Below are 19132 nucleotides of genomic sequence, written 5' to 3' on the forward strand. Positions count from 1 at the left end.
GCGTTCTGCACTTGTGATTGTTGCTAGCCCCTGCGAGTCCGGCCCCCGGATCGCACAGCGGAACTTGCCGGTGCTTCCTCAGCTGAAAGGCCTGCCGGTCTGCACTGACCAGGCAGATGTGACTACTACGCAGTTCTCCCATCGAAGCACACCCGCGTAGTGTCCGATCGCACCAAATAAGTTCCGCTCCCCGTACAACTACTTGTCGTGTGTAAGGTAAGCACCTCCAGGGCGGTGCGCGGGCAGTATTCGAAAAATCCACACTGTTCCGCCAGTGTTCGCCAGCCGCGCGGCCGCCAGCGGCGGAGCCGATTGCCGGCCTTGTTACCTGCTGGTATTGGAGTGACGTCTGATACGACGGTGCCCGGTCCCCGACGGGCGGCCGCCGCACGTGCTCTGGGCAGCGCCGTTGTCGAGATTTTTGGCACCAGCGTGCCGTTGTGATGAGACTCACAGCCTCTCGGCCTGCGACGCGCCCGGTATGGACGTAATGGGCCGTTGTGTACCTGCGCCCATCTACCCGGGCCGGGGCCGCGGGCACCGCCGGATGGCCGGCGGCAAGCAATCCGGGAGTTGCCCGTGGCGCGTCGGACGACGAGCCGGAAGCAACCTAGCGGGCGCGCGCGGCGCGGTTGCAACCTCTCGCCGGCCGGCGCGGGGTCACCGCGCAGCTACGCTCGAGTCCACAATTCGAGGGTTCTGTCTTCGATGTCTCGGACCAGCTCCGACAAATTATTGTTGATATAGAAATGGTCGCCGGGAAACACACGGATCGCGAAATCATCCGTCGTCCGCTCACGCCACGGTGCCATGTCGTCTCGGGTCGCAATCCAGTCCTTGTCCCCGATGAACGCATAAATCGGGCACGATACCGTCGTCTCCGGCGGGCAGTTATAGCCGGCAATGGCGCGGGCTGCTCGCAATGTTGGCAGCACTCCAACCCGGAATTCCTCGTCCGCGAAGAAATCCGGATTGGTGCCGGTCATTTTCGCGACCAGGTCCAGCATGTCGTTATCGGAGAAGCCCTGGATTTGCTTATATCTGATGTGCCCCGGAGCCGAGCAGGCCGACAGGAACAGCGCCACGAGCCGATGCCCGGCGGCCTGGAACCTCAGCGCTACCTCGAAGGCCAGCAGGCCGCCCATGCTGTGGCCGAAGAAGGCGACCGGGTCCTCGGCCCGGGCCGACGGCTTCATCATCTCGAAGATCTCGTCGGCGAGGCCGGGGATGCTGGCCAGCGGCGGCAACCCGTACCCGTCGCGCTGGCCCGGATACTGGACCGCGATGCGTTTTACATCGGTGGAGAATTCTCGGGAAAATGGCACATAGAAATTCGCCGTACCACCGGCGTGCGGAAATATATACAACGTGGGAGCGGCTGGCTTTTCGTCGCTATTTCCGTTGTTTGAGCGACCGTTCACCGCGACAGCATACCGTGGCCGGCGCAACGCCCGTGTCGATACCGGACGGCCAATGGAACCGGCAATACGGGTGGCCTCCTGCCACAGGGGCCTGCCGCCGGCGCGCCCGCGTCGGTGCCCGGGGATACGCTGTAGCGGTGCCGCGCGGGGTTTGCCTGCGGAAATACAAAAGGCCGACACACCGGCCTCGCCACCACAGTCACAGAGGTAACACCGGGCACACTGGTAACAACAGGATCTTGCAAAATGCCAGGAGGGTATGGCCGTGTACCGAGTCTTTGAAGCGCTCGATGAACTGGGCGCCATTGTGGAAGAAGCGCGCGGCGTGCCGATGACGGCGGGCTGCGTGGTGCCCCGCGGCGATGTCCTCGAGCTGATCGACGACATCAAGGACGCGATTCCCGCCGAGCTGGACGACGCCCAGGACGTGCTCGACGCGCGCGATTCGCTGCTGCACGACGCCAAGACGCACGCCGACTCCATGGTGTCCACGGCGACCACCGAGTCGGAATCGATGATCAACCACGCCCGCGCGGAGGCGGACCGCATCCTTTCGGACGCGAAATCCCAGGCCGACCGGATGGTGGCCGAGGCGCGCCAGCACAGCGAGCGGATGGTCGGTGAGGCCCGCGAGGAGTCGATCCGCCTGGCAGCCGCGGCGAAACGCGAATACGAGGCCGCCGTCAGCCGCGCCAAGGCCGAGGCCGACCGGCTGATCGAGAACGGCAACATCTCCTATGAGAAGGCCGTCCAGGAGGGCATCAAGGAGCAGCAGCGACTGGTGTCGCAGAACGAGGTGGTGCAGACGGCCAACCTCGAGGCCACCCGGCTCATCGACACGGCGCACGCCGAGGCGGACCGCCTGCGCGGCGAATGCGACGTCTACGTCGACAACAAGCTGGCCGAGTTCGAGGAATTCCTCAACGGCACCATCCGTTCTGTCAGCCGCGGCCGCCACCAGCTCCGCACGGCGGCCGGGACCCACGACTACGCCACGCGGTAACGCCCCTGGGTCCTGATGGCCCGGCTCCGCCGCGCTCGCCATCGCTAAGTCCCGATGGCGGCAACCCGCTTCGCCCGGCTCCGCCGCGCTCGCGATCGCTAAGTCCCGATGGCGGCGACCCGCTTCGCCCGGCTCCGCCGCGCTCGCGATCGCCAAGTCCCGATGGCGGCGACCCGCTTCGCCCGGCTCCGCCGCGCTCGCGATCGCCAAGTCCCGATGGCGGCGACCCGCTTCGCCCGGCTCCGCCGCGCTCGCGATCGCTAAGTCCCGATGGCGGCGACCCGCTTCGCCCGGCTCCGCCGCGCTCGCGATCGCCGCTGGCGCTGCGGGACGAGCGCCGTAGGATCTGCCCTATGGCGCGGCACCACAGCACCACGGCACACCGGCATCCGACGTCGCCGATGGTGATCGATATCGCGCGCCTGGGCCGCCGCCCGGGAGCGATGGTCACCCTCCGCGACACCATTCCCAGCCCCGTCCGCATCGGGGTGGAACTGATCGCGATCGAGCGCGATGCCCCGCTGGCGCTGGACCTGCGGATCGAGTCGGTGTCCGAGGGGGTGCTGGTCACCGGAACGGTGTCCGCCCCGACGGTCGGCGAATGCGCCCGCTGCCTGACCCCGCTGCGGGGAAACGTGCAGGTCGGGTTGACCGAACTCTTCGCCTACCCCGACAGCGCCACCGAGGCGACCACGGAGGAAGACGAGGTGGGCCACGTGGTCGACCAGACGATCGACCTCGAACAGCCGATCATCGACGCCGTCGGGCTGGAACTGCCGTTTTCGCCGTTGTGCCGGCCCGACTGCCCCGGGCTGTGCCCGGAGTGCGGGGTCGCGCTGGCGTCAGAGCCCGGCCATCAGCATGACCGCATCGACCCGCGGTGGGCGAAGCTGGCGGGGATGGTGGCCCCCGAGACCCCGGCGGCCCCCGAGACCGGGCGGGGCGAGCCGTGACGTCGCGACAGGATCTGCTGGACGCGCTGGGTGTCGAACTGCCCGAAGACCTGGTGACGCTGTCGCTGACCCACCGCAGCTACGCCTACGAGCATGGTGGTCTGCCGACCAACGAGCGGCTCGAGTTCCTCGGCGACGCCGTGCTGGGACTGACCATCACCGACGAGCTCTACCACCGTCATCCCGATCGTTCCGAAGGGGACCTCGCCAAGCTGCGGGCCAGCGTGGTCAACACCCAGGCGCTGGCCGACGTCGCGCGCAAGCTGTCCGGGGACGGGCTCGGCGCGCACATGCTGCTGGGACGCGGCGAGGCGAACACCGGCGGCGCCGACAAGTCCAGCATCCTTGCCGACGGGATGGAATCACTGCTGGGTGCGATCTACCTGCACCACGGCATCGAGGTCGCCCGGGAGGCGATCCTGCGGTTGTTCGGGCCGTTGCTGGACGCCGCGCCCACGCTGGGCGCCGGGCTGGACTGGAAGACCAGCCTGCAGGAGCTGACCGCGGCGCGCAGCCTGGGCGCGCCGTCCTATGTGGTCAGCTCCACCGGCCCCGACCACGACAAGGAGTTCACCGCCGTGGTCGTTGTGATGGAGACCGAGTACGGAACCGGCGTCGGCCGCTCAAAGAAGGAAGCCGAGCAGAAGGCGGCGTCGGCGGCCTGGAACGCGCTGGAATCGCTGGACGTCGTCGACCCCGCGGGAAAAACCTCGGTCTGATTTCTGATGGTGATGACCCGCTGTGCCCGGCTTCGCCGCGCTTGCGATCATCAGTTTCTGATGGTGATGACCCGCTGTGCCCGGCTTCGCCGCGCTTGCGATCATCACTAGATGCCCGAACTACCCGAGGTCGAGGTGGTGCGCCGTGGCCTGCAAACCCACGTGGCCGGCAAGACGATCACCGCGGTCCGGGTGCACCATCCGCGCGCAGTGCGCCGCCACGAGGCCGGTCCCGCCGACCTGACGGCGCGGCTGCTCGGCGCGCGGATCAACGGCACCGATCGCCGCGGCAAGTACCTGTGGCTGCTGCTGGACACGCCCGACCCGGCCCCGGCCGCGGCGCCGGACACGGCGCTCGTCGTGCACCTGGGCATGAGCGGGCAGATGCTGCTGGGGACGGTCCCGCGGACCGACCACGTCCGGATCTCCGCGCTGCTCGACGACGGGACCGTGCTGAGCTTCGCCGACCAGCGGACCTTTGGGGGCTGGCTGCTGGCCGACCTGGTCACCGTCGACGGCAGCGTCGTGCCGATACCCGTCGCACACCTGGCCCGTGACCCGCTGGACCCCCGGTTCGACGCCGACGCCGTAGTAAAGGTGTTACGGCGCAAGCATTCCGAACTCAAGCGCCAGTTGCTGGATCAGACCGTCGTCTCCGGCATCGGCAACATCTACGCCGACGAGGCGCTGTGGCGGGCCAAGGTGCACGGCGCGCGGGTGGCGGCCTCGCTGACCCGACGGCAGTTGGCCGACGTGCTCGACGCGGCCACCGAGGTGATGCGCGAGGCGCTGGCCAAGGGCGGGACGTCGTTCGATTCGCTCTATGTCAACGTCAACGGCGAGTCGGGGTACTTCGACCGTTCGCTGGATGCCTACGGCCGGGAAGGCGAAAGCTGCCGGCGGTGCGGCGCGGTGATGCGCCGCGAAAAGTTCATGAACCGCTCGTCGTTCTACTGCCCGAGGTGTCAGCCGCGGCCGCGCCGGTAAATCTTCCGCCGCGTGTTGGGTTATTACACGCCTGGCGTCGCCGAAATCCGTGCATAACCGCCACGGTCGAGGCGCGCGCCGCCCGCAATCTCGCGTCGAGTGTTGGGGGTTATGGATGAAAGGCCCAGGCTTGCGTGCATGAACCCGACATTCGGCGCGGGAACGGCGTGGGAATGGCGCGGGAAAGGGCCCGGAAAGTCAGTCGAAGATGTCGTGGCGCAGAGTCGGTGCCCCGGCGGGCAACGCCGGATCGACGAACCACTCGCGGGGGAACAGCACTCCGAACACCTGGGGCGGCAGCCGCAGCAGGAGCTCGAACCAGCGTGCGGCCGAGCCGGATCCGTCGATTTGCGAGCGATGAGCGGCGAACGCGTCGCGCTTCTGGCGCGCGAACCCGAAGACGTCGATGCGGTGGGTGATCGTGGCCCGCGGGGCGTACGCGGTGCGCACGACGTCGGGCTCGTACGGTGCCGGTAGCCGCAACAGCCGAGCGAATGCGCCTATGCGACTCAGCAACTCGCGCGGCATCGTGGCCTCGAGCACCCTCGGGGTGGCCGCGCGCTCGGCGGCGCGGGCGCCGACGTGGTGCACCTGCACATGGTCGCGGTGGCCGTAGCCGCCGTTGCTTTGGTAGCTGAGCAGCAGATCCGCGTTCTCTTCGCGAAGTATCTCGGCGACCCGCCGCGCGGCCTCGTCCGGATTGGCTCTGCCGAACCTGATCCGGCCGGGCGGATCAGGGTAGAACTCGGGGCCGAAGCCGCTGTCCGCATACCCTAGGCACTCGACCCGGTGTACCCCGAGTATGTCCGCGCTGCAACGCAATTCGTCCAGCCTGCCGCCGTCTTCGTCGTTGCTCACTCGGCCGTCGGTCGCGGTGATGAGCACCACGCGGTGTCCGGCCGCCGCGGCCCGTGCCAGCGTGCCGCCGGTGAGGACCACCTCGTCGTCCGGATGGGCATGCAGCGCGACGACGGTGGCCATGTAGTGCAGTATGCCTGCCGGGTAGAAAGGGACACATGACGGAACTGTGGGTCGAAAGGACCGGGACACGCCGCTATACGGGGCACAGCTCGCGGGGTGCGCAGGTGCTGGTGGGCTCCGAGGACGTCGAGGGCGTGTTCACTCCCGGCGAGCTGCTCAAGATCGCGCTGGCCGCGTGCAGCGGGATGTCCAGCGACCAACCGCTGGCCCATCGCCTCGGTGAGGACTATCGCGCGGTGGTGCGGGTGTCCGGCCCGGCCGACCGCGATCGGGAGGTGTATCCGCTGCTGGCCGAGACCCTGGAGCTGGACATGTCGGGGTTGTCGGCGCAGGAGCGGGAGCGGCTGCTGGTGGTCGTCGAGCGCGCCATCGACCTGGTGTGCACCGTGGGGCGCACGCTCAAGGCAGGAACCACCGTGACGTTCGAGGTCAAAGATGTCTCCGGCTGACGAGCGTGACGTCCGGCTCACCGCCTGGGTGCACGGCTACGTCCAGGGGGTGGGTTTCCGCTGGTGGACCCGGTGCCGGGCGCTGGAGCAGGGGCTGACCGGCTACGCCGCCAACCAGGCCGACGGCCGGGTGCTGGTGGTCGCCCAGGGGCCACGCGCGGGCGGCGAGCGGCTATTGGAACTGCTGCGGGGCGGCGGCACGCCCGGCCAGGTCGACAAGGTCGTCGCCGACTGGTCGCAGCCGCAGGAGCAGTTCACCGGGTTCGTCGAGCGCTAGGTGCGGTGGGGTCCGGCAGTGACGCGTGTGGCACCCGTGACCAGAGTGTCGGGGCAAAGATTTTAGGGCGCAGCGACACCGGCCGAGAAAGCTGGACCGTGGATTTCGATCTGTAGTCTGGCGGGTCGTGTACCTCAAGAGTCTGACGCTGAAGGGCTTCAAATCCTTCGCGTCGTCGACGACTCTGCGCTTCGAACCGGGCATCACGGCCGTCGTCGGGCCCAACGGTTCCGGCAAGTCCAACGTGGTCGACGCCCTGACGTGGGTGATGGGGGAGCAGGGCGCGAAGACGCTGCGCGGCGGCAAGATGGAGGACGTCATCTTCGCCGGCACGTCGTCCCGCGCCCCGCTGGGCCGCGCCGAGGTCACCGTCACCATCGACAACTCCGACAACGCGCTGCCGATCGACTACTCCGAGGTGTCGATCACCCGGCGAATGTTCCGCGACGGCGCCAGTGAATACGAAATTAATGGCAGCAGTTGCCGTTTGATGGATGTCCAGGAGCTGCTGAGCGACTCGGGTATCGGCCGCGAGATGCACGTGATCGTGGGGCAGGGCAAGCTGGACGAAATCCTGCAGTCGCGGCCCGAGGACCGCCGGGCGTTCATCGAAGAGGCCGCCGGCGTGCTCAAGCACCGCAAGCGCAAGGAAAAGGCGCTGCGCAAGCTCGACGCGATGGCCGCGAACCTGGCCCGGCTCACCGACCTGACCACCGAGCTGCGGCGCCAGCTCAAGCCGTTGGGCCGGCAGGCGGAAGTCGCCCGGCGCGCCCAGACCATTCAGGCCGACCTGCGCGACGCCCGGCTTCGGCTGGCCGCCGACGATCTGGTCAGCCGGCAGACGGAGCGGGACGCGATCTTCGAGGCCGAGGAAGCGATGCGGCGCGAGCACGAGGAGGTCGCCGCCCGGCTGGCGGTGGCGTCGGGGGAGCTGGCCGCCCACGAAGGCGTGCTCGCCCAGCTGTCCGAACGGGCGGAGTCCGTGCAACACACCTGGTTCGGGCTGTCGGCGCTGGCCGAGCGGGTGGGCGCCACGGTGCGCATCGCCAGCGAACGCGCCCAGCATCTGGACGTCGAGCCGGTGACCAGCGGCGACACCGACCCGGACGCCCTGGAAGCCGAGGCCCAGCAGGTAGAGATCGCCGAGCAGCAGCTGCTCGCGGAGCTGGCCGCCGCCTGCGAACGACTGGACGTCGCCCGCGCCGAGCTCGCCGATCGTGAGGCCCGCGCCGCGGAAGCCGACCGCGCCCATCTGGCTGCGGTCCGGGCCGAGGCGGACCGACGCGAGGGGCTGGCCCGGCTGGCCGGTCAGGCCGAAACCATGCGGGCGCGCGTCGAATCGATCGACCACAGCGTCGCGCAGCTGTCCGAGCGCATCGAGGGCGCCGCTGCCCGCGCGCAGCAGACCCGGGCGGAGTTCGAAACCGTGCAGGGTCGGGTCGGCGAGCTGGACCAGGGCGAGGCCGGCCTGGACGACCACCACGAGCGGACCGTCGCCGCACTGAGGTTGGCCGACGAACGCGTCGCCGAACTGCAGTCCGCCGAACGGGCCGCCGAGCGCGAGGTGGCCTCGCTGCGGGCCCGCATCGACGCGCTCTCGGTGGGGCTGGAGCGTAAGGACGGCGCGGCCTGGCTTGTCCAGAATCACAGCGGCACAGGAATTTTCGGCCCGATTGCCAAGCTGGTGAAGGTCCGCTCGGGCTATGAGGCGGCGCTGGCCGCGGTACTCGGATCGGCGGCCGACGCCCTGGCCGCCGACAGCCTGGGCGCGGCCCGTCAGGCGGTCGCCGCGCTCAAGGACGCCGACGCGGGCCGCGCGGCGCTGGTGCTGGGCGACTGGCCGGCCCCCGAGTCGGCCGACGAGCGACCCGCCGGCGACCTGCCCGGCGGCGCGGCGTGGGCGCTGGACCTGATCGAAGCACCGCCGCGGCTGCGCGGCGCGATGGTGGCGATGCTGTCCGGCGTCGCGGTGGTCGCCGACCTGGGCCAAGCGCTGGACCTGGTGGCGGTCCGGCCGCGGCTGCGCGCGGTCACGGTCGACGGCGACCTGGTGGGTGCCGGCTGGGTGAGCGGCGGTTCGGACCGCAAGCTGTCCACGCTCGAGGTCACCTCGGAGATCGACAAGGCCAGCGGTGAACTGTCCGCCGCGGAGGCCCGGGTGGCGGAACTGAGCGCGGCGCTGTCGGGCGCGTTGACGGAGCAGACCGCCCGGCAGAATTCCGCCGAGCAGGCGCTGGCCGCGCTCAACGAGTCCGACACCACCATCTCGGCGATGTACGAGCAGCTGGGGCGGCTGGGGCAGGACGCGCGCTCGGCCGACGAGGAGGAGAGCAGGCTGCTGCGGCAGCGCGAGGAATTGGAGGCGGCGCGGGCGCAGACCCTCGAGGAGGCCGTCGGGCTCGAGACGCGGCTGCGCAACGCCGAAGCGACCCAGCAGGTGCACGAGGCCGGGCCCGGCCCCGCTGCGGCGCGGCAGGAGATCGCCGCCGCCGCCGAATCCGCCCGCGGGGTCGAAGTCGAGGCCCGGTTGGCGGTGCGCACGGCAGAAGAACGCGCCAGCGCGGTCCGCGGGCGGGCGGCTTCGCTGCGCCGGGCCGCCGTCGCCGAACGCGAGGCGCGCTGGCGGGCGCAGCAGGCGCATGCGGCGCGGCTGCGGGCGGCGGCCGTGGCCGCGGCCGTCGCCGAGTCCGGCCGGCTGCTGGCGGAGCGGCTGAACCACGTGGTGCAGGCCGCGTCGGCGATGCGCGACGCGCTGAGCGCCGAACGTCAGCAGCGGTCGTCGGCGCTGGTGGCGGTCCGCGGCGAGGTGAACACGCTGAACGCGCGGGTGGCCAAGCTCACCGACTCGCTGCATCGCGACGAGGTGGCCAACGCCCAGGCCGCGCTGCGCATCGAGCAGCTGGAGCACATGGTGCTCGAACAGTTCGGGATGGCGCCCGACGACCTGATCGCCGAGTACGGCCCGCACGTCGCGCTGCCGCCGACCGATCAGGAGATGGCCGAATTCGAGCAGGCCCGCGAGCGGGGCGAGCAGGTGGTCGCCCCCGCCCCGATGCCGTACGACCGGCCCACCCAGGAGCGGCGGGCCAAGCGTGCCGAGCGGGAGCTGGCCGAGCTGGGCCGGGTCAATCCGCTGGCGCTCGAGGAGTTCGCCGCGCTGGAGGAGCGCTATAACTTCCTGTCCACCCAGCTCGAGGACGTCAAGGCCGCCCGCAAGGACCTGCTGGACGTTGTCGCCGACGTCGACGCGCGCATCCTGCAGGTGTTCAGCGACGCGTTCGTCGACGTGGAGCGGGAATTCCGGACGGTGTTCACCTCGCTGTTCCCCGGCGGGGAGGGCCGGTTGCGGCTCACCCAGCCCGACGACATGCTCACCACCGGTATCGAGGTCGAGGCGCGACCGCCGGGTAAGAAGGTCACCCGGCTGTCGCTGCTGTCCGGCGGCGAGAAGGCGCTGACGGCGGTGGCGATGCTGGTCGCGATCTTCCGGGCCCGGCCGTCGCCGTTCTACATCATGGATGAGGTGGAGGCCGCCCTCGACGACATGAACCTGCGTCGGCTGATCGGCCTGTTCGAGCAGCTGAGGACGCATTCGCAGCTGATCATCATCACCCACCAGAAGCCGACGATGGAGGTCGCCGACGCGCTGTACGGCGTGACCATGCAGGGCGACGGCATCACCACGGTGATCTCGCAGCGGATGCGCGGTCAGCAGGTGGAGCAGCTGGCGTCCAGCGCTACCTGAGGCTGCGTTGGCGGCGTCGTTTCAGCCGTCAGACTCAATCGGTCGCGCCCTGAACGCGGGGTCGAAGCCTGGGGATGGCCCCAACCCGAAGAGCGCCGGATGACCCCCGGCTGGAAGGATTGCGAGCGTGTCGGAAGGTCTGTGGATCGCGATAGCGGTCGCCGCCGCCCTGATCATCATCGCCGCGCTGGTCTTCGGCCTGGTGCGCTACCGGCGCCGGCAGATCAGCCTGGCACCGCGGCCGGAGCCGGACAAGATCGACAGGTCGGGCGGATACACGGCGTCCTCCGGCATCACGTTCAGCCAGACCCCGACCATCGAGAAGATCGACACCGACGGTCTGCCCGCCGTCGGCGACGACGCGACCATCCCGCGCGACGCCCCCAAGCGCCCCATCTCCGACGTCCTGCTGCCGGAGTTCGAGCCCGAGGCCAAGGCGCCGTCGCCCGAAGCCGAAGCGCCGCCGCCCGACGTCGACGCGGCTCCCGAGGGTTTCGAGATCCTCGATGTCCTCGAGCCGCCCGCGGATGTCCTCGAGCCGCCCGCGCCCGAGATCGAGGCCATCGCACCGGCCGAAGGCCGGCTGGAGCGCCTGCGCGGACGCCTGGCGAAGTCGCAGAACGCCCTGGGCCGCAGCGTGCTGGGCCTGATCGGCGGCGGCGACCTGGACGAGGATTCGTGGCAGGACGTCGAGGACACCCTGCTGGTCGCCGACCTGGGCCCGGTGGTCACCGAATCCGTGGTATCGCAGCTGCGCAGCCGGCTGGCCAGCGCCAATGTGCGCACCGAGGCCGACGCCCGCGCCGTCCTGCGCGACGTGCTGATCAAGGAGCTGCAGCCGGGGATGGACCGCTCCATCCGGGCGCTGCCGCACGCCGACCATCCCTCGGTGCTGCTGGTGGTGGGGGTCAACGGCACCGGCAAGACCACCACCGTCGGCAAGCTGGCGCGGGTGCTGGTGGCCGACGGGCGGCGCGTCGTGCTGGGCGCCGCCGACACGTTCCGCGCCGCCGCGGCCGAGCAGCTGAAGACCTGGGCGTCCCGGGTGGGCGCGGAGGTGGTGGCCGGCGCGGAAGGCGCCGATCCCGCGTCGGTGGCGTTCGACGCCGTGGACAAGGGCATCGCGGCGGGCGCCGACGTCGTCGTCATCGACACCGCCGGGCGGTTGCACACCAAGGTCGGACTGATGGACGAACTCGGCAAGGTCAAGCGCGTCGTAACCCGTCGCGCCGCGGTCGACGAGGTGTTGCTGGTGCTCGACGCCACGATCGGCCAGAACGGGCTGGCGCAGGCCCGGGTGTTCGCCGAGGTCGTCGACATCACCGGCGCCGTCCTGACCAAGCTCGACGGAACGGCCAAGGGCGGCATCGTATTCCGCGTCCAGCAGGAACTCGGGGTGCCGGTCAAGCTGGTCGGGCTCGGCGAGGGCCCCGACGATCTGGCGCCTTTCGAGCCCGCCGCGTTCGTCGACGCGCTGCTGGGCTGATCGATGCCGGGCTGATCCACTCCACGTCGGGTCGACGTTAATACCGCCGAAACACGGTGGCCCCAATGCGGAAACAACCATTACGCATGGTTCTGGTCAGGTCATCAGGCACGTGTCTGACGGCCGTTCTTGGGGCCGACCGGAGGTGAGAGCGAGTGAGTTTCCCGTTAATGGGCCAGCCCAACAGCGGCGATACCGCCTGGATGCTGGCGAGTTCCGCAATGGTGCTGTTGATGACGCCAGGCCTGGCGTTCTTCTACGGCGGCATGGTGCGCGCCAGAAGTGTGCTCAACATGATCATGATGAGCATCAGTTCGATGGGTGTCGTGACTGTGCTGTGGGTGCTGTACGGCTATTCGATGGCATTCGGCAATGACAAGGCCAACATCGTCGGTGACCCGCTGCAGTTCTTCGGCCTGAAGCAACTGATCGGCGGCAACGCGGTGCCCGCGGATCCCACCGCGAAACCGCCCGTCGCGGCGACGGACATCGCCCTGGTGGGTACCCCACCGGACGCGTTGCCGGCCACCGTATTCGTAGCGTTCCAGCTGATGTTCGCGATCATCACCGTCGCGCTGATCTCCGGCGCGGTGGCCGACCGGCTGAAGTTCAGCGCCTGGGTGGTGTTCTCCGGGCTGTGGGCGACGCTGGTCTACTTCCCGATCGCACACTGGGTCTTCGCGGCCAACGGCTACTCGGCGGAGAAGGGCGGCTGGATCAACAACAAGCTGCACGCGATCGACTTCGCCGGCGGAACGGCGGTCCATATCAATGCCGGTGTGGCCGGTCTGGTGCTGGCTATCGTCCTGGGCAAGCGCAAGGGCTGGCCGACGACGTTGTTCCGCCCGCACAACCTGCCGTTCGTGATGCTGGGCGCCGGATTGCTGTGGTTCGGCTGGTACGGCTTCAACGCCGGGTCGGCGCTGACGTCCAACGGCGCGGCCGGGTCGACATTCATGACCACCACCATCGCCACCGCGGCGGCCATGCTCGCCTGGCTGCTGACCGAGCGCATCCGCGACGGACACGCGACGACGCTGGGCGCGGCGTCGGGCATCGTGGCCGGACTGGTCGCCATCACGCCGTCGTGCTCGTCGGTCAACGTCGTGGGCGCATTGGCGATCGGCACGGTCGCCGGCGTGCTGTGCGCGCTGGCGGTCGGACTGAAGTTCAAATTCGGCTTCGACGACTCGCTCGACGTGGTCGGCGTGCACCTCGTCGGCGGTATCGCGGGCACCCTCATGGTCGGTCTGGTGGCCGCCCCGGAGTCCACGGCCATCAACGGCGTGACGGGCGTGTCGAAGGGGCTGTTCTACGACGGGGGCTGGGACCAGTTGGGTCGCCAGGCGATCGGTGCGGGCAGTGTTCTGGTCTACTCCGGCGTCGTTACCCTTATCCTGGCCCTCATCCTGAAGTACACGATTGGGCTGCGGCTTGACGTTGAGGCCGAGTCGACGGGTATCGACGAGGCCGAACACGCGGAGAGCGGCTACGATTTCGCAGTCGCGAGCGGTTCGGTGCTACCTCGGGCGAGCTTGCCGGACAGCTCCAACGGGATGGAGGAAACTGTGGTCGCTGAGAAAGTGGAGGCAAAACACGCATGAAGCTGATCACCGCGATCGTGAAGCCGTTCACCCTTGATGACGTCAAGACCAGCCTCGAAGACGCCGGCGTCTTGGGCATGACGGTCAGCGAGATCCAGGGTTACGGACGGCAGAAGGGGCACACGGAGGTCTACCGGGGTGCCGAGTACTCGGTCGACTTCGTGCCGAAGGTGCGCATCGAGGTCGTCGTCGACGACTCGATCGTCGACAAGGTCGTGGACAGCATCGTCCGGGCCGCCCGTACCGGCAAGATCGGCGACGGCAAGGTCTGGGTCAGCCCGGTCGAGACGATCGTGCGCGTCCGTACCGGCGAGCGCGGGACCGACGCTCTCTGATCGGGTCCGCCCTGATCTGACCTAGTGAGGACGAGCGCGGGCCGGGATGATTTCCCCCGGCCCGCGCCGCTCGTTGATTGGAGGCCGACGTAACCGGAAGTTCTTGTGCGGCAAGCGATCTAGCTGCCGCCCGACGGGAGCTGCTCGCAGACGGACACCATGACCTGGATTCGGCCGAGCTGCGACAGGCGCTGCTCGAGCTGCACGAGTCCTGGCTGACCGCCAAGGCGGCCGAGATCGGCATCACCGACGGCAGCGGCTTCGCGATCGTCGGGATCGGCGGCCTGGGCCGTCGGGAGCTGCTGCCGCACTCGGACCTGGACCTGATCCTGGTGCACGACGGCAAACGCGGCGACGCGCTGGGCGAGGTGGCCGACAAGCTGTGGTATCCGCTGTGGGACGCCAACATTCGGCTGGACCACAGCGTGCGTACCGTCGGCGAGGCGCTGAGCACCGCCAACGCCGACCTGACCGCCGCGATGGGCATGCTGGACGCCCGCCACATCGCCGGCGAGGAGACGTTGTCGGCGGACTTGATCGCCGGGGTGCGACGGCAGTGGCGCAGCGGGATCCGGTCCCGGATGGACGAGCTCGTCGAGATGACGCAGGCCCGCTGGGCGCGGTGCTTCCGGATCGCCCACCGCGCCGAGCCCGACCTGAAGCTGGGGCGCGGCGGCCTGCGCGACGTCCACCTGCTGGACGCGCTGGCGGTGGCCCAACTGGTCGACCGCCGCGGTGTGCATAATCCCGACACCCCGGCCGGGGCGCTGGACGACGCCTACCTGACGCTGCTCAACGTGCGCACCGAGCTGCACCGGGTGTCGCGCCGCGGGGGCGACATCCTGCTGGCCCAGTTCGCCGACGACATCAGCGCGGCGCTGCACTACGGCGACCGCTTCGACCTGTCCCGGATGGTGTCGCACGCGGCCCGCACCATCAGCTACGAGTCCGAAGCCGGTCTGCGGACCGCGGTCAACGCCTTGCCGCGCCGCGGCGTCTCGGCGCTGATGCGCCGGCCGAAGCGGCGGCCGCTGGACGAGGGTGTGGTCGAGTTCGCCGGCGAGATCGTGCTGGCCCGCGACGCGAAGCCGGACAGCGACCCCGCGCTGGTGCTGCGGGTGGCCGCGGCGTCGGCGTCCACCGGGTTGCCGATCGCGACCGCCACGTTGTCGCACCTGGCCAACAGCGCGCCCGAATTGGAGCCGCCGTGGCCGCGCCAGGCGCTCGACGACTTTCTCGTGGTGCTCAGCGCCGGGCCCAACGCCGTGGGCACCATCGAGGCGCTCGACAGGAGGGGGCTGTGGGGCCAGCTGCTGCCCGAGTGGGGCGCGATCCGCGACCTGCCGCCCCGCGATGTCGCGCACAAGTGGACCGTGGACCGTCATCTGGTCGAGACCGCGGTCAACGCGGCGTCGCTGGCCACCAACGTGGCGCGACCGGACCTGCTGGCGCTGGGCGCGCTGCTGCACGACATCGGCAAGGGCCGCAACGCCGATCACAGCGTGCTGGGGGCTGAGCTGGCCGTCCAGATCGGAGAACGGCTGGGGATGCCGGCGCCGGACATCCAGACGCTGTCCGACATGGTCCGCTATCACCTGCTGCTGCCCGTGGTGGCCACCCGCAGCGACCTGAACGATCCGCAGACCATCGAGTACGTGTCGGAGGCGCTGGGCGGTGACGCGGTCCTGCTCGAGCTACTGCATGCCCTGGCGGAGGCGGACTCCAAGGCCACCGGGCCTGGGGTGTGGAGCGACTGGAAGGCTGGGCTGATCGGCAACCTGGTGCGCCGGTGCCAGCTGGTGATGGCCGGTGAGGCGCTGCCACAGGCCGATCCGACTGCGCCGCACTATCTTTCACTCGCCGCCGAGAAGGGCGTGCACGTCGAGATCGCGCCGGCCGAGTCCGAGCGGATGTACCGCGTGGTCATGGTGGCCCCGGACCAGCGGGGGCTGGTGTCCAAGGCCGCCGCCGTGCTGGCGCTGAACTCGCTGGGCGTGCATTCGGCGTCGGTGAACGTCTACGACGGCGTCGCGATCACCGAGTTCGTGGTGTCGCCGCACTTCGGTTCCCCGGCCGCGGCCGACCTGCTGCGCCAGCAGTTCGTCGGCGCCCTCGCCGGTGACGTCGACGTGCTGGGCGCGCTGGAGAAGCGCGACAACGAGGCCGCCGGCGCGGGGGCGACCCGCTTCGGCGAGGTGCAGGTGGGCGTGCCGGTGACCCGCTCGACCGCACCGCCCCGCATCCTGTGGTTCGACACCGCGACGCCCGGTCAGCCGATCGTCGAGGTCCGCGCCGCCGACCGCCCCGGCCTGCTGGCCCTGCTCACCCGGGCACTGGAGCGCGCGGGAGCCGACATCGTCTGGGCGAAGGTCAGCACATACGGTTCCACCGCGGGCGACGTGTTCTGTGTGGTGCTGCCCGAGGAGTCCGAGCGGGCCGCGGTGGACCGGCACCTGCTGGGCGTGCTGGGCGGGGCCGCCGAAGGCGACCCCTCAGGCGCTCTCTGAGTTCAGCTGGCGCACGGCCTCGATACGGGCCTTGAGCTGGTCGCTGGTCGCTGCGGCGATCGGCGGCCCGCCGCAGCGGCGGCGCAGCTCGCTGTGGATCCAGCCGTGCGGCTTGCCGGTGCGGTGATGAGCGACCGACACCAGGGCGTTGAGTTCGCGGCGCAGCTCGCGCAGCTGGCCGTGGGTGGTCAACACGGCGGCGGCCCCGGGCTGGGCCGCGCGCTTCTGCAGCTGCTCGTCCTGGCGGCGGTGCAGCAGGGCGCGCATCTGCTCGGCGTCCAGCAGCCCGGGGATGCCGAGGTAGTCGGCCTCCTCGTCGCTGCCGGCCGGGGTAGCGGTGCCGAACGACGAGCCGTCGAAAATCACCTGGTCCAGTTCCGCGTCGGCACCCAGCGACGTGAAACCCGTCTCCATATCGGTCTTCTCGTTGTGTTCCTTGACGGCCGGATCGTCGAGGAGGGGATCGTCTTCCGACTGGCGGTGGGGCTCGCCGAGCACGTGGTTGCGTTGGGCCTCCAGTTCGCTGGCCAGCTGCAACAGGCTGGGCACCGACGGCACGAAGATGCTCGCCGTCTCACCGGGCCGGCGCGACCGCACGAACCGGCCGATCGCCTGCGCGAAGAACAGCGGCGTCGAGGCGCTGGTGGCGTAGATGCCGACGGACAGCCGCGGCACGTCGACGCCCTCGGACACCATCCGCACCGCGACCAGCCAGCGGCTGGTGTCGTCGGCGAATCGGCTGATGCGCGACGACGATCCGGGGTCGTCGGACAGCACCAGCGTCGGCGCCTCGTGGGTCAGGTCGGTCAGCAGGCGGGCGTAGGCGCGGGCCGCGGTCTGGTCGGAGGCGATGATCATGCCGCCGGCGTCGGGGACGTGTGCCCGCAGCTGGGTCAGCCGCTGATCGGCCGCCGCGATCACCGCCGGCATCCACTCGCCGGCCGGGTCCAGCGCCGTGCGCCACGCCCGCGCGGTCTGTTCGGCCGACAGCGGCTCACCCAGCCGCGCGGTGTGCTCCTCGCCGGCGCTGTCGCGCCAGCGCGCCTGCCCGGAGTAGGCGAGGAACACCACCGGCCGGACCACACCGTCGGCCAGGGCTTCGGCGTAGCCGTAGGTGTGGTCGGCCTGCGAGCGGCGCACCCCGTCGGGACCCGGCTCGTAGCACACAAACGGGATGGGGCTGTCGTCGCTGCGAAACGGCGTGCCCGTCAAGGCGAGTCGGCGGGTGGCGTCGCTGAAGGCCTCGCGCATGGCGTCGCCCCAGGTCTTGGCGTCGCCGCCGTGGTGGATCTCGTCGAAGATGACCAGGGTGTTGCGCCGCTCGGTGCGCACCCGGTGCAGCGTCGGGTGCGACGCGACCTGGGCATAGGTGACCATCACGCCGTGATACTCGGGCGAGGTCTGGGCGTTCGAGTTGGAGAATCGCGGATCCAGCGCCAGGCCGTGGCGCCCCGCGGCCTGCGCCCACTGGACCTTGAGATGCTCGGTGGGTACGACGACGGTGATCTGTTCGACGGCCCGCTGCCGGAGCAGCTCCGCCGCCACCCGCAGCGCGAACGTGGTCTTGCCGGACCCCGGGGTCGCGACGGCGAGGAAGTCGCGCGGCTGGGCGGCCAGGTACTTCACGAGCGCGCGACGCTGCCAGCCGCGCAGCTGCTCCACGGGGCTGACCGCTTGCGACAACGCAGCTCCCCCCGTAGTTGGTTTCGTTGGTTTCCCGATGCGGCCAGCCAGGTTCGGCTGCGGCTGTGAAATGTAGCACGGCAACGCTTTTCGGCGCAGCAACGAACGTCCGTTAGCTCGTCACACCGCGTGTCTGCAACCAGGCGTCGATTCGCTGCGCGACGTCGGCCCAGCCGGGTTCGAGCATCATGTTGTGGCCCATGTCGAAGAATTCCGCCTCGGTCCCGTAGGCGCGTGCTGTCCTGCGCACGTCGCCGACGCTGACGAAGCCGTCGTGCACCGCGCCGAGCACCAGGATCGGCGTGTTCACCCGCCGGGTCCGGACGCGGCGGACCATCGGATCGGTCATCGCGGCGCGCAGGCTCTCCGGTCCGGCGCGCCGCATGCACGCGTCGACGACGGCCTCGGGTGTGGCGGCGCAGAACAGGTACTCGCGGGTGAGCGCCGGGGTGGCCAGGAATTTCAGCAGCGTGGGGTCGTTCCAGGCTTCCATCGTCATCGACGGCCGTCTGCGCCACACCCGCAGCGCCGCCCCGAGCACGCCCTGCGGTGGCAGCGAGCCGACCAGCACAGCGGCCGGCGCGTGGTGGCTTTCCAGATAGCGCTGGATCACGAAGCCGCCCAGCGAATGGCCGATCAGGATGGGGGAGCCGCCGAGGTCGTCGGCCGTGTTGCGGACGTCGTCGATGTAGTCGGTGATCGAAACGCGGGGTAGCGGCTTGGCCGTCGGGCTGCCGCCGTGCCCGCGCAGGCTCAGCGCGACCGCGCGGTAGCCCCGGGCGGCGAAGAAGTCCAGGAAGTGGTCGTTCCAGCACCACGCGCCATGCCAGCCGCCGGGGACGAACAGCAGCGGCTCCGGATGCGCGTCGGTGCAGGACCCCTTGTCGATCACCTCGAGCATGAGCTGACCCTCACGCAGCGGCGCCGGGTCGTCAAGGCGGCCGGGCGCGTTTGCGTTGAGTCTGCGGTGGCTGCGGTGTCC

At 69.9% G+C, this 19132-nt stretch carries 15 protein-coding genes; 11 read left to right on the forward strand and 4 right to left on the reverse strand.

Annotation, left to right across the window (positions count from 1 at the left end; genetic code table 11):
* Positions 1–671: 671 nt before the first annotated feature.
* Positions 672–1448 (reverse strand): thioesterase II family protein, encoded by a 777-nt coding sequence (locus AC5Y5V_RS23230; protein WP_499940285.1) that lies wholly within the window; start codon positions 1446–1448, stop codon positions 672–674.
* 238 nt (positions 1449–1686) lie between these two features.
* On the opposite strand from AC5Y5V_RS23230, the gene sepIVA reads away from it, so the two are divergent.
* The 4 genes from sepIVA to mutM all read left to right on the forward strand — a co-directional run bounded on the left by sepIVA (position 1687) and on the right by mutM (position 5083).
* The gene (sepIVA, locus tag AC5Y5V_RS23235; protein WP_499940286.1) at positions 1687–2424 is read left to right on the forward strand and encodes a cell division protein SepIVA; all 738 of its coding nucleotides are present in this window, start codon (positions 1687–1689) and stop codon (positions 2422–2424) included.
* A gap of 353 nt (positions 2425–2777) precedes the next feature.
* On the forward strand, positions 2778–3377 hold the full coding sequence (locus AC5Y5V_RS23240; RefSeq protein ID WP_499940271.1) for a YceD family protein: 600 nt from the start codon (positions 2778–2780) through the stop codon (positions 3375–3377).
* Positions 3374–4096, forward strand: coding sequence for a ribonuclease III (rnc, locus tag AC5Y5V_RS23245; protein WP_499940272.1), 723 nt, complete (start codon positions 3374–3376; stop codon positions 4094–4096). Before AC5Y5V_RS23240 ends, rnc begins: the two co-directional genes overlap by 4 nt.
* A gap of 111 nt (positions 4097–4207) precedes the next feature.
* Complete coding sequence (gene mutM, locus AC5Y5V_RS23250) at positions 4208–5083, forward strand: DNA-formamidopyrimidine glycosylase (protein WP_499940273.1); 876 nt, start codon at positions 4208–4210, stop codon at positions 5081–5083.
* 198 nt (positions 5084–5281) lie between these two features.
* Here the strand turns inward: mutM and AC5Y5V_RS23255 are convergent, their stop codons facing one another.
* Positions 5282–6064, reverse strand: a complete 783-nt coding sequence (locus AC5Y5V_RS23255; protein WP_499940274.1) for a PIG-L deacetylase family protein — start codon at positions 6062–6064, stop codon at positions 5282–5284.
* Between the two features lie 35 nt (positions 6065–6099).
* Here AC5Y5V_RS23255 and AC5Y5V_RS23260 point away from each other — a divergent pair, with 35 nt between their 5' ends.
* The 7 genes from AC5Y5V_RS23260 to AC5Y5V_RS23290 all read left to right on the forward strand — a co-directional run bounded on the left by AC5Y5V_RS23260 (position 6100) and on the right by AC5Y5V_RS23290 (position 16467).
* Positions 6100–6513, forward strand: a complete 414-nt coding sequence (locus AC5Y5V_RS23260; protein WP_499940275.1) for an OsmC family protein — start codon at positions 6100–6102, stop codon at positions 6511–6513.
* Positions 6500–6790 (forward strand): acylphosphatase, encoded by a 291-nt coding sequence (locus AC5Y5V_RS23265; protein WP_499940276.1) that lies wholly within the window; start codon positions 6500–6502, stop codon positions 6788–6790. The genes AC5Y5V_RS23260 and AC5Y5V_RS23265 overlap by 14 nt, the downstream gene beginning before the upstream one ends.
* Before the next feature lie 127 nt (positions 6791–6917).
* Positions 6918–10535: a chromosome segregation protein SMC gene (smc, locus tag AC5Y5V_RS23270; RefSeq protein ID WP_499940277.1), complete on the forward strand. Its 3618-nt coding sequence runs from the start codon at positions 6918–6920 to the stop codon at positions 10533–10535.
* Positions 10536–10662: 127 nt separating this feature from the next.
* Entirely contained in the window at positions 10663–12021 is a 1359-nt protein-coding gene (gene ftsY, locus AC5Y5V_RS23275; RefSeq protein WP_499940278.1) for a signal recognition particle-docking protein FtsY, read from the forward strand.
* Positions 12022–12191: 170 nt separating this feature from the next.
* Entirely contained in the window at positions 12192–13625 is a 1434-nt protein-coding gene (locus AC5Y5V_RS23280; RefSeq protein ID WP_499940287.1) for an ammonium transporter, read from the forward strand.
* Positions 13622–13960, forward strand: coding sequence for a nitrogen regulatory protein P-II (glnB, locus tag AC5Y5V_RS23285; protein WP_003878721.1), 339 nt, complete (start codon positions 13622–13624; stop codon positions 13958–13960). Before AC5Y5V_RS23280 ends, glnB begins: the two co-directional genes overlap by 4 nt.
* Positions 13961–14037: 77 nt before the next feature.
* On the forward strand, positions 14038–16467 hold the full coding sequence (locus tag AC5Y5V_RS23290; protein ID WP_499940279.1) for a [protein-PII] uridylyltransferase: 2430 nt from the start codon (positions 14038–14040) through the stop codon (positions 16465–16467).
* Here the strand turns inward: AC5Y5V_RS23290 and AC5Y5V_RS23295 are convergent.
* Positions 16453–18150, reverse strand: a complete 1698-nt coding sequence (locus tag AC5Y5V_RS23295) for a DEAD/DEAH box helicase (protein ID WP_499940280.1) — start codon at positions 18148–18150, stop codon at positions 16453–16455. The genes AC5Y5V_RS23290 and AC5Y5V_RS23295 overlap by 15 nt on opposite strands.
* Positions 18151–18262: 112 nt before the next feature.
* Positions 18263–19051 carry an alpha/beta hydrolase gene (locus tag AC5Y5V_RS23300; RefSeq protein WP_499940288.1) on the reverse strand — a complete coding sequence of 263 codons (789 nt, stop codon included), beginning with the start codon at positions 19049–19051 and terminating at the stop codon, positions 18263–18265.
* Between the last annotated feature and the right edge of the window lie 81 nt (positions 19052–19132).

It is taken from the genome of Mycobacterium sp. NGS68, from assembly GCF_059812195.1.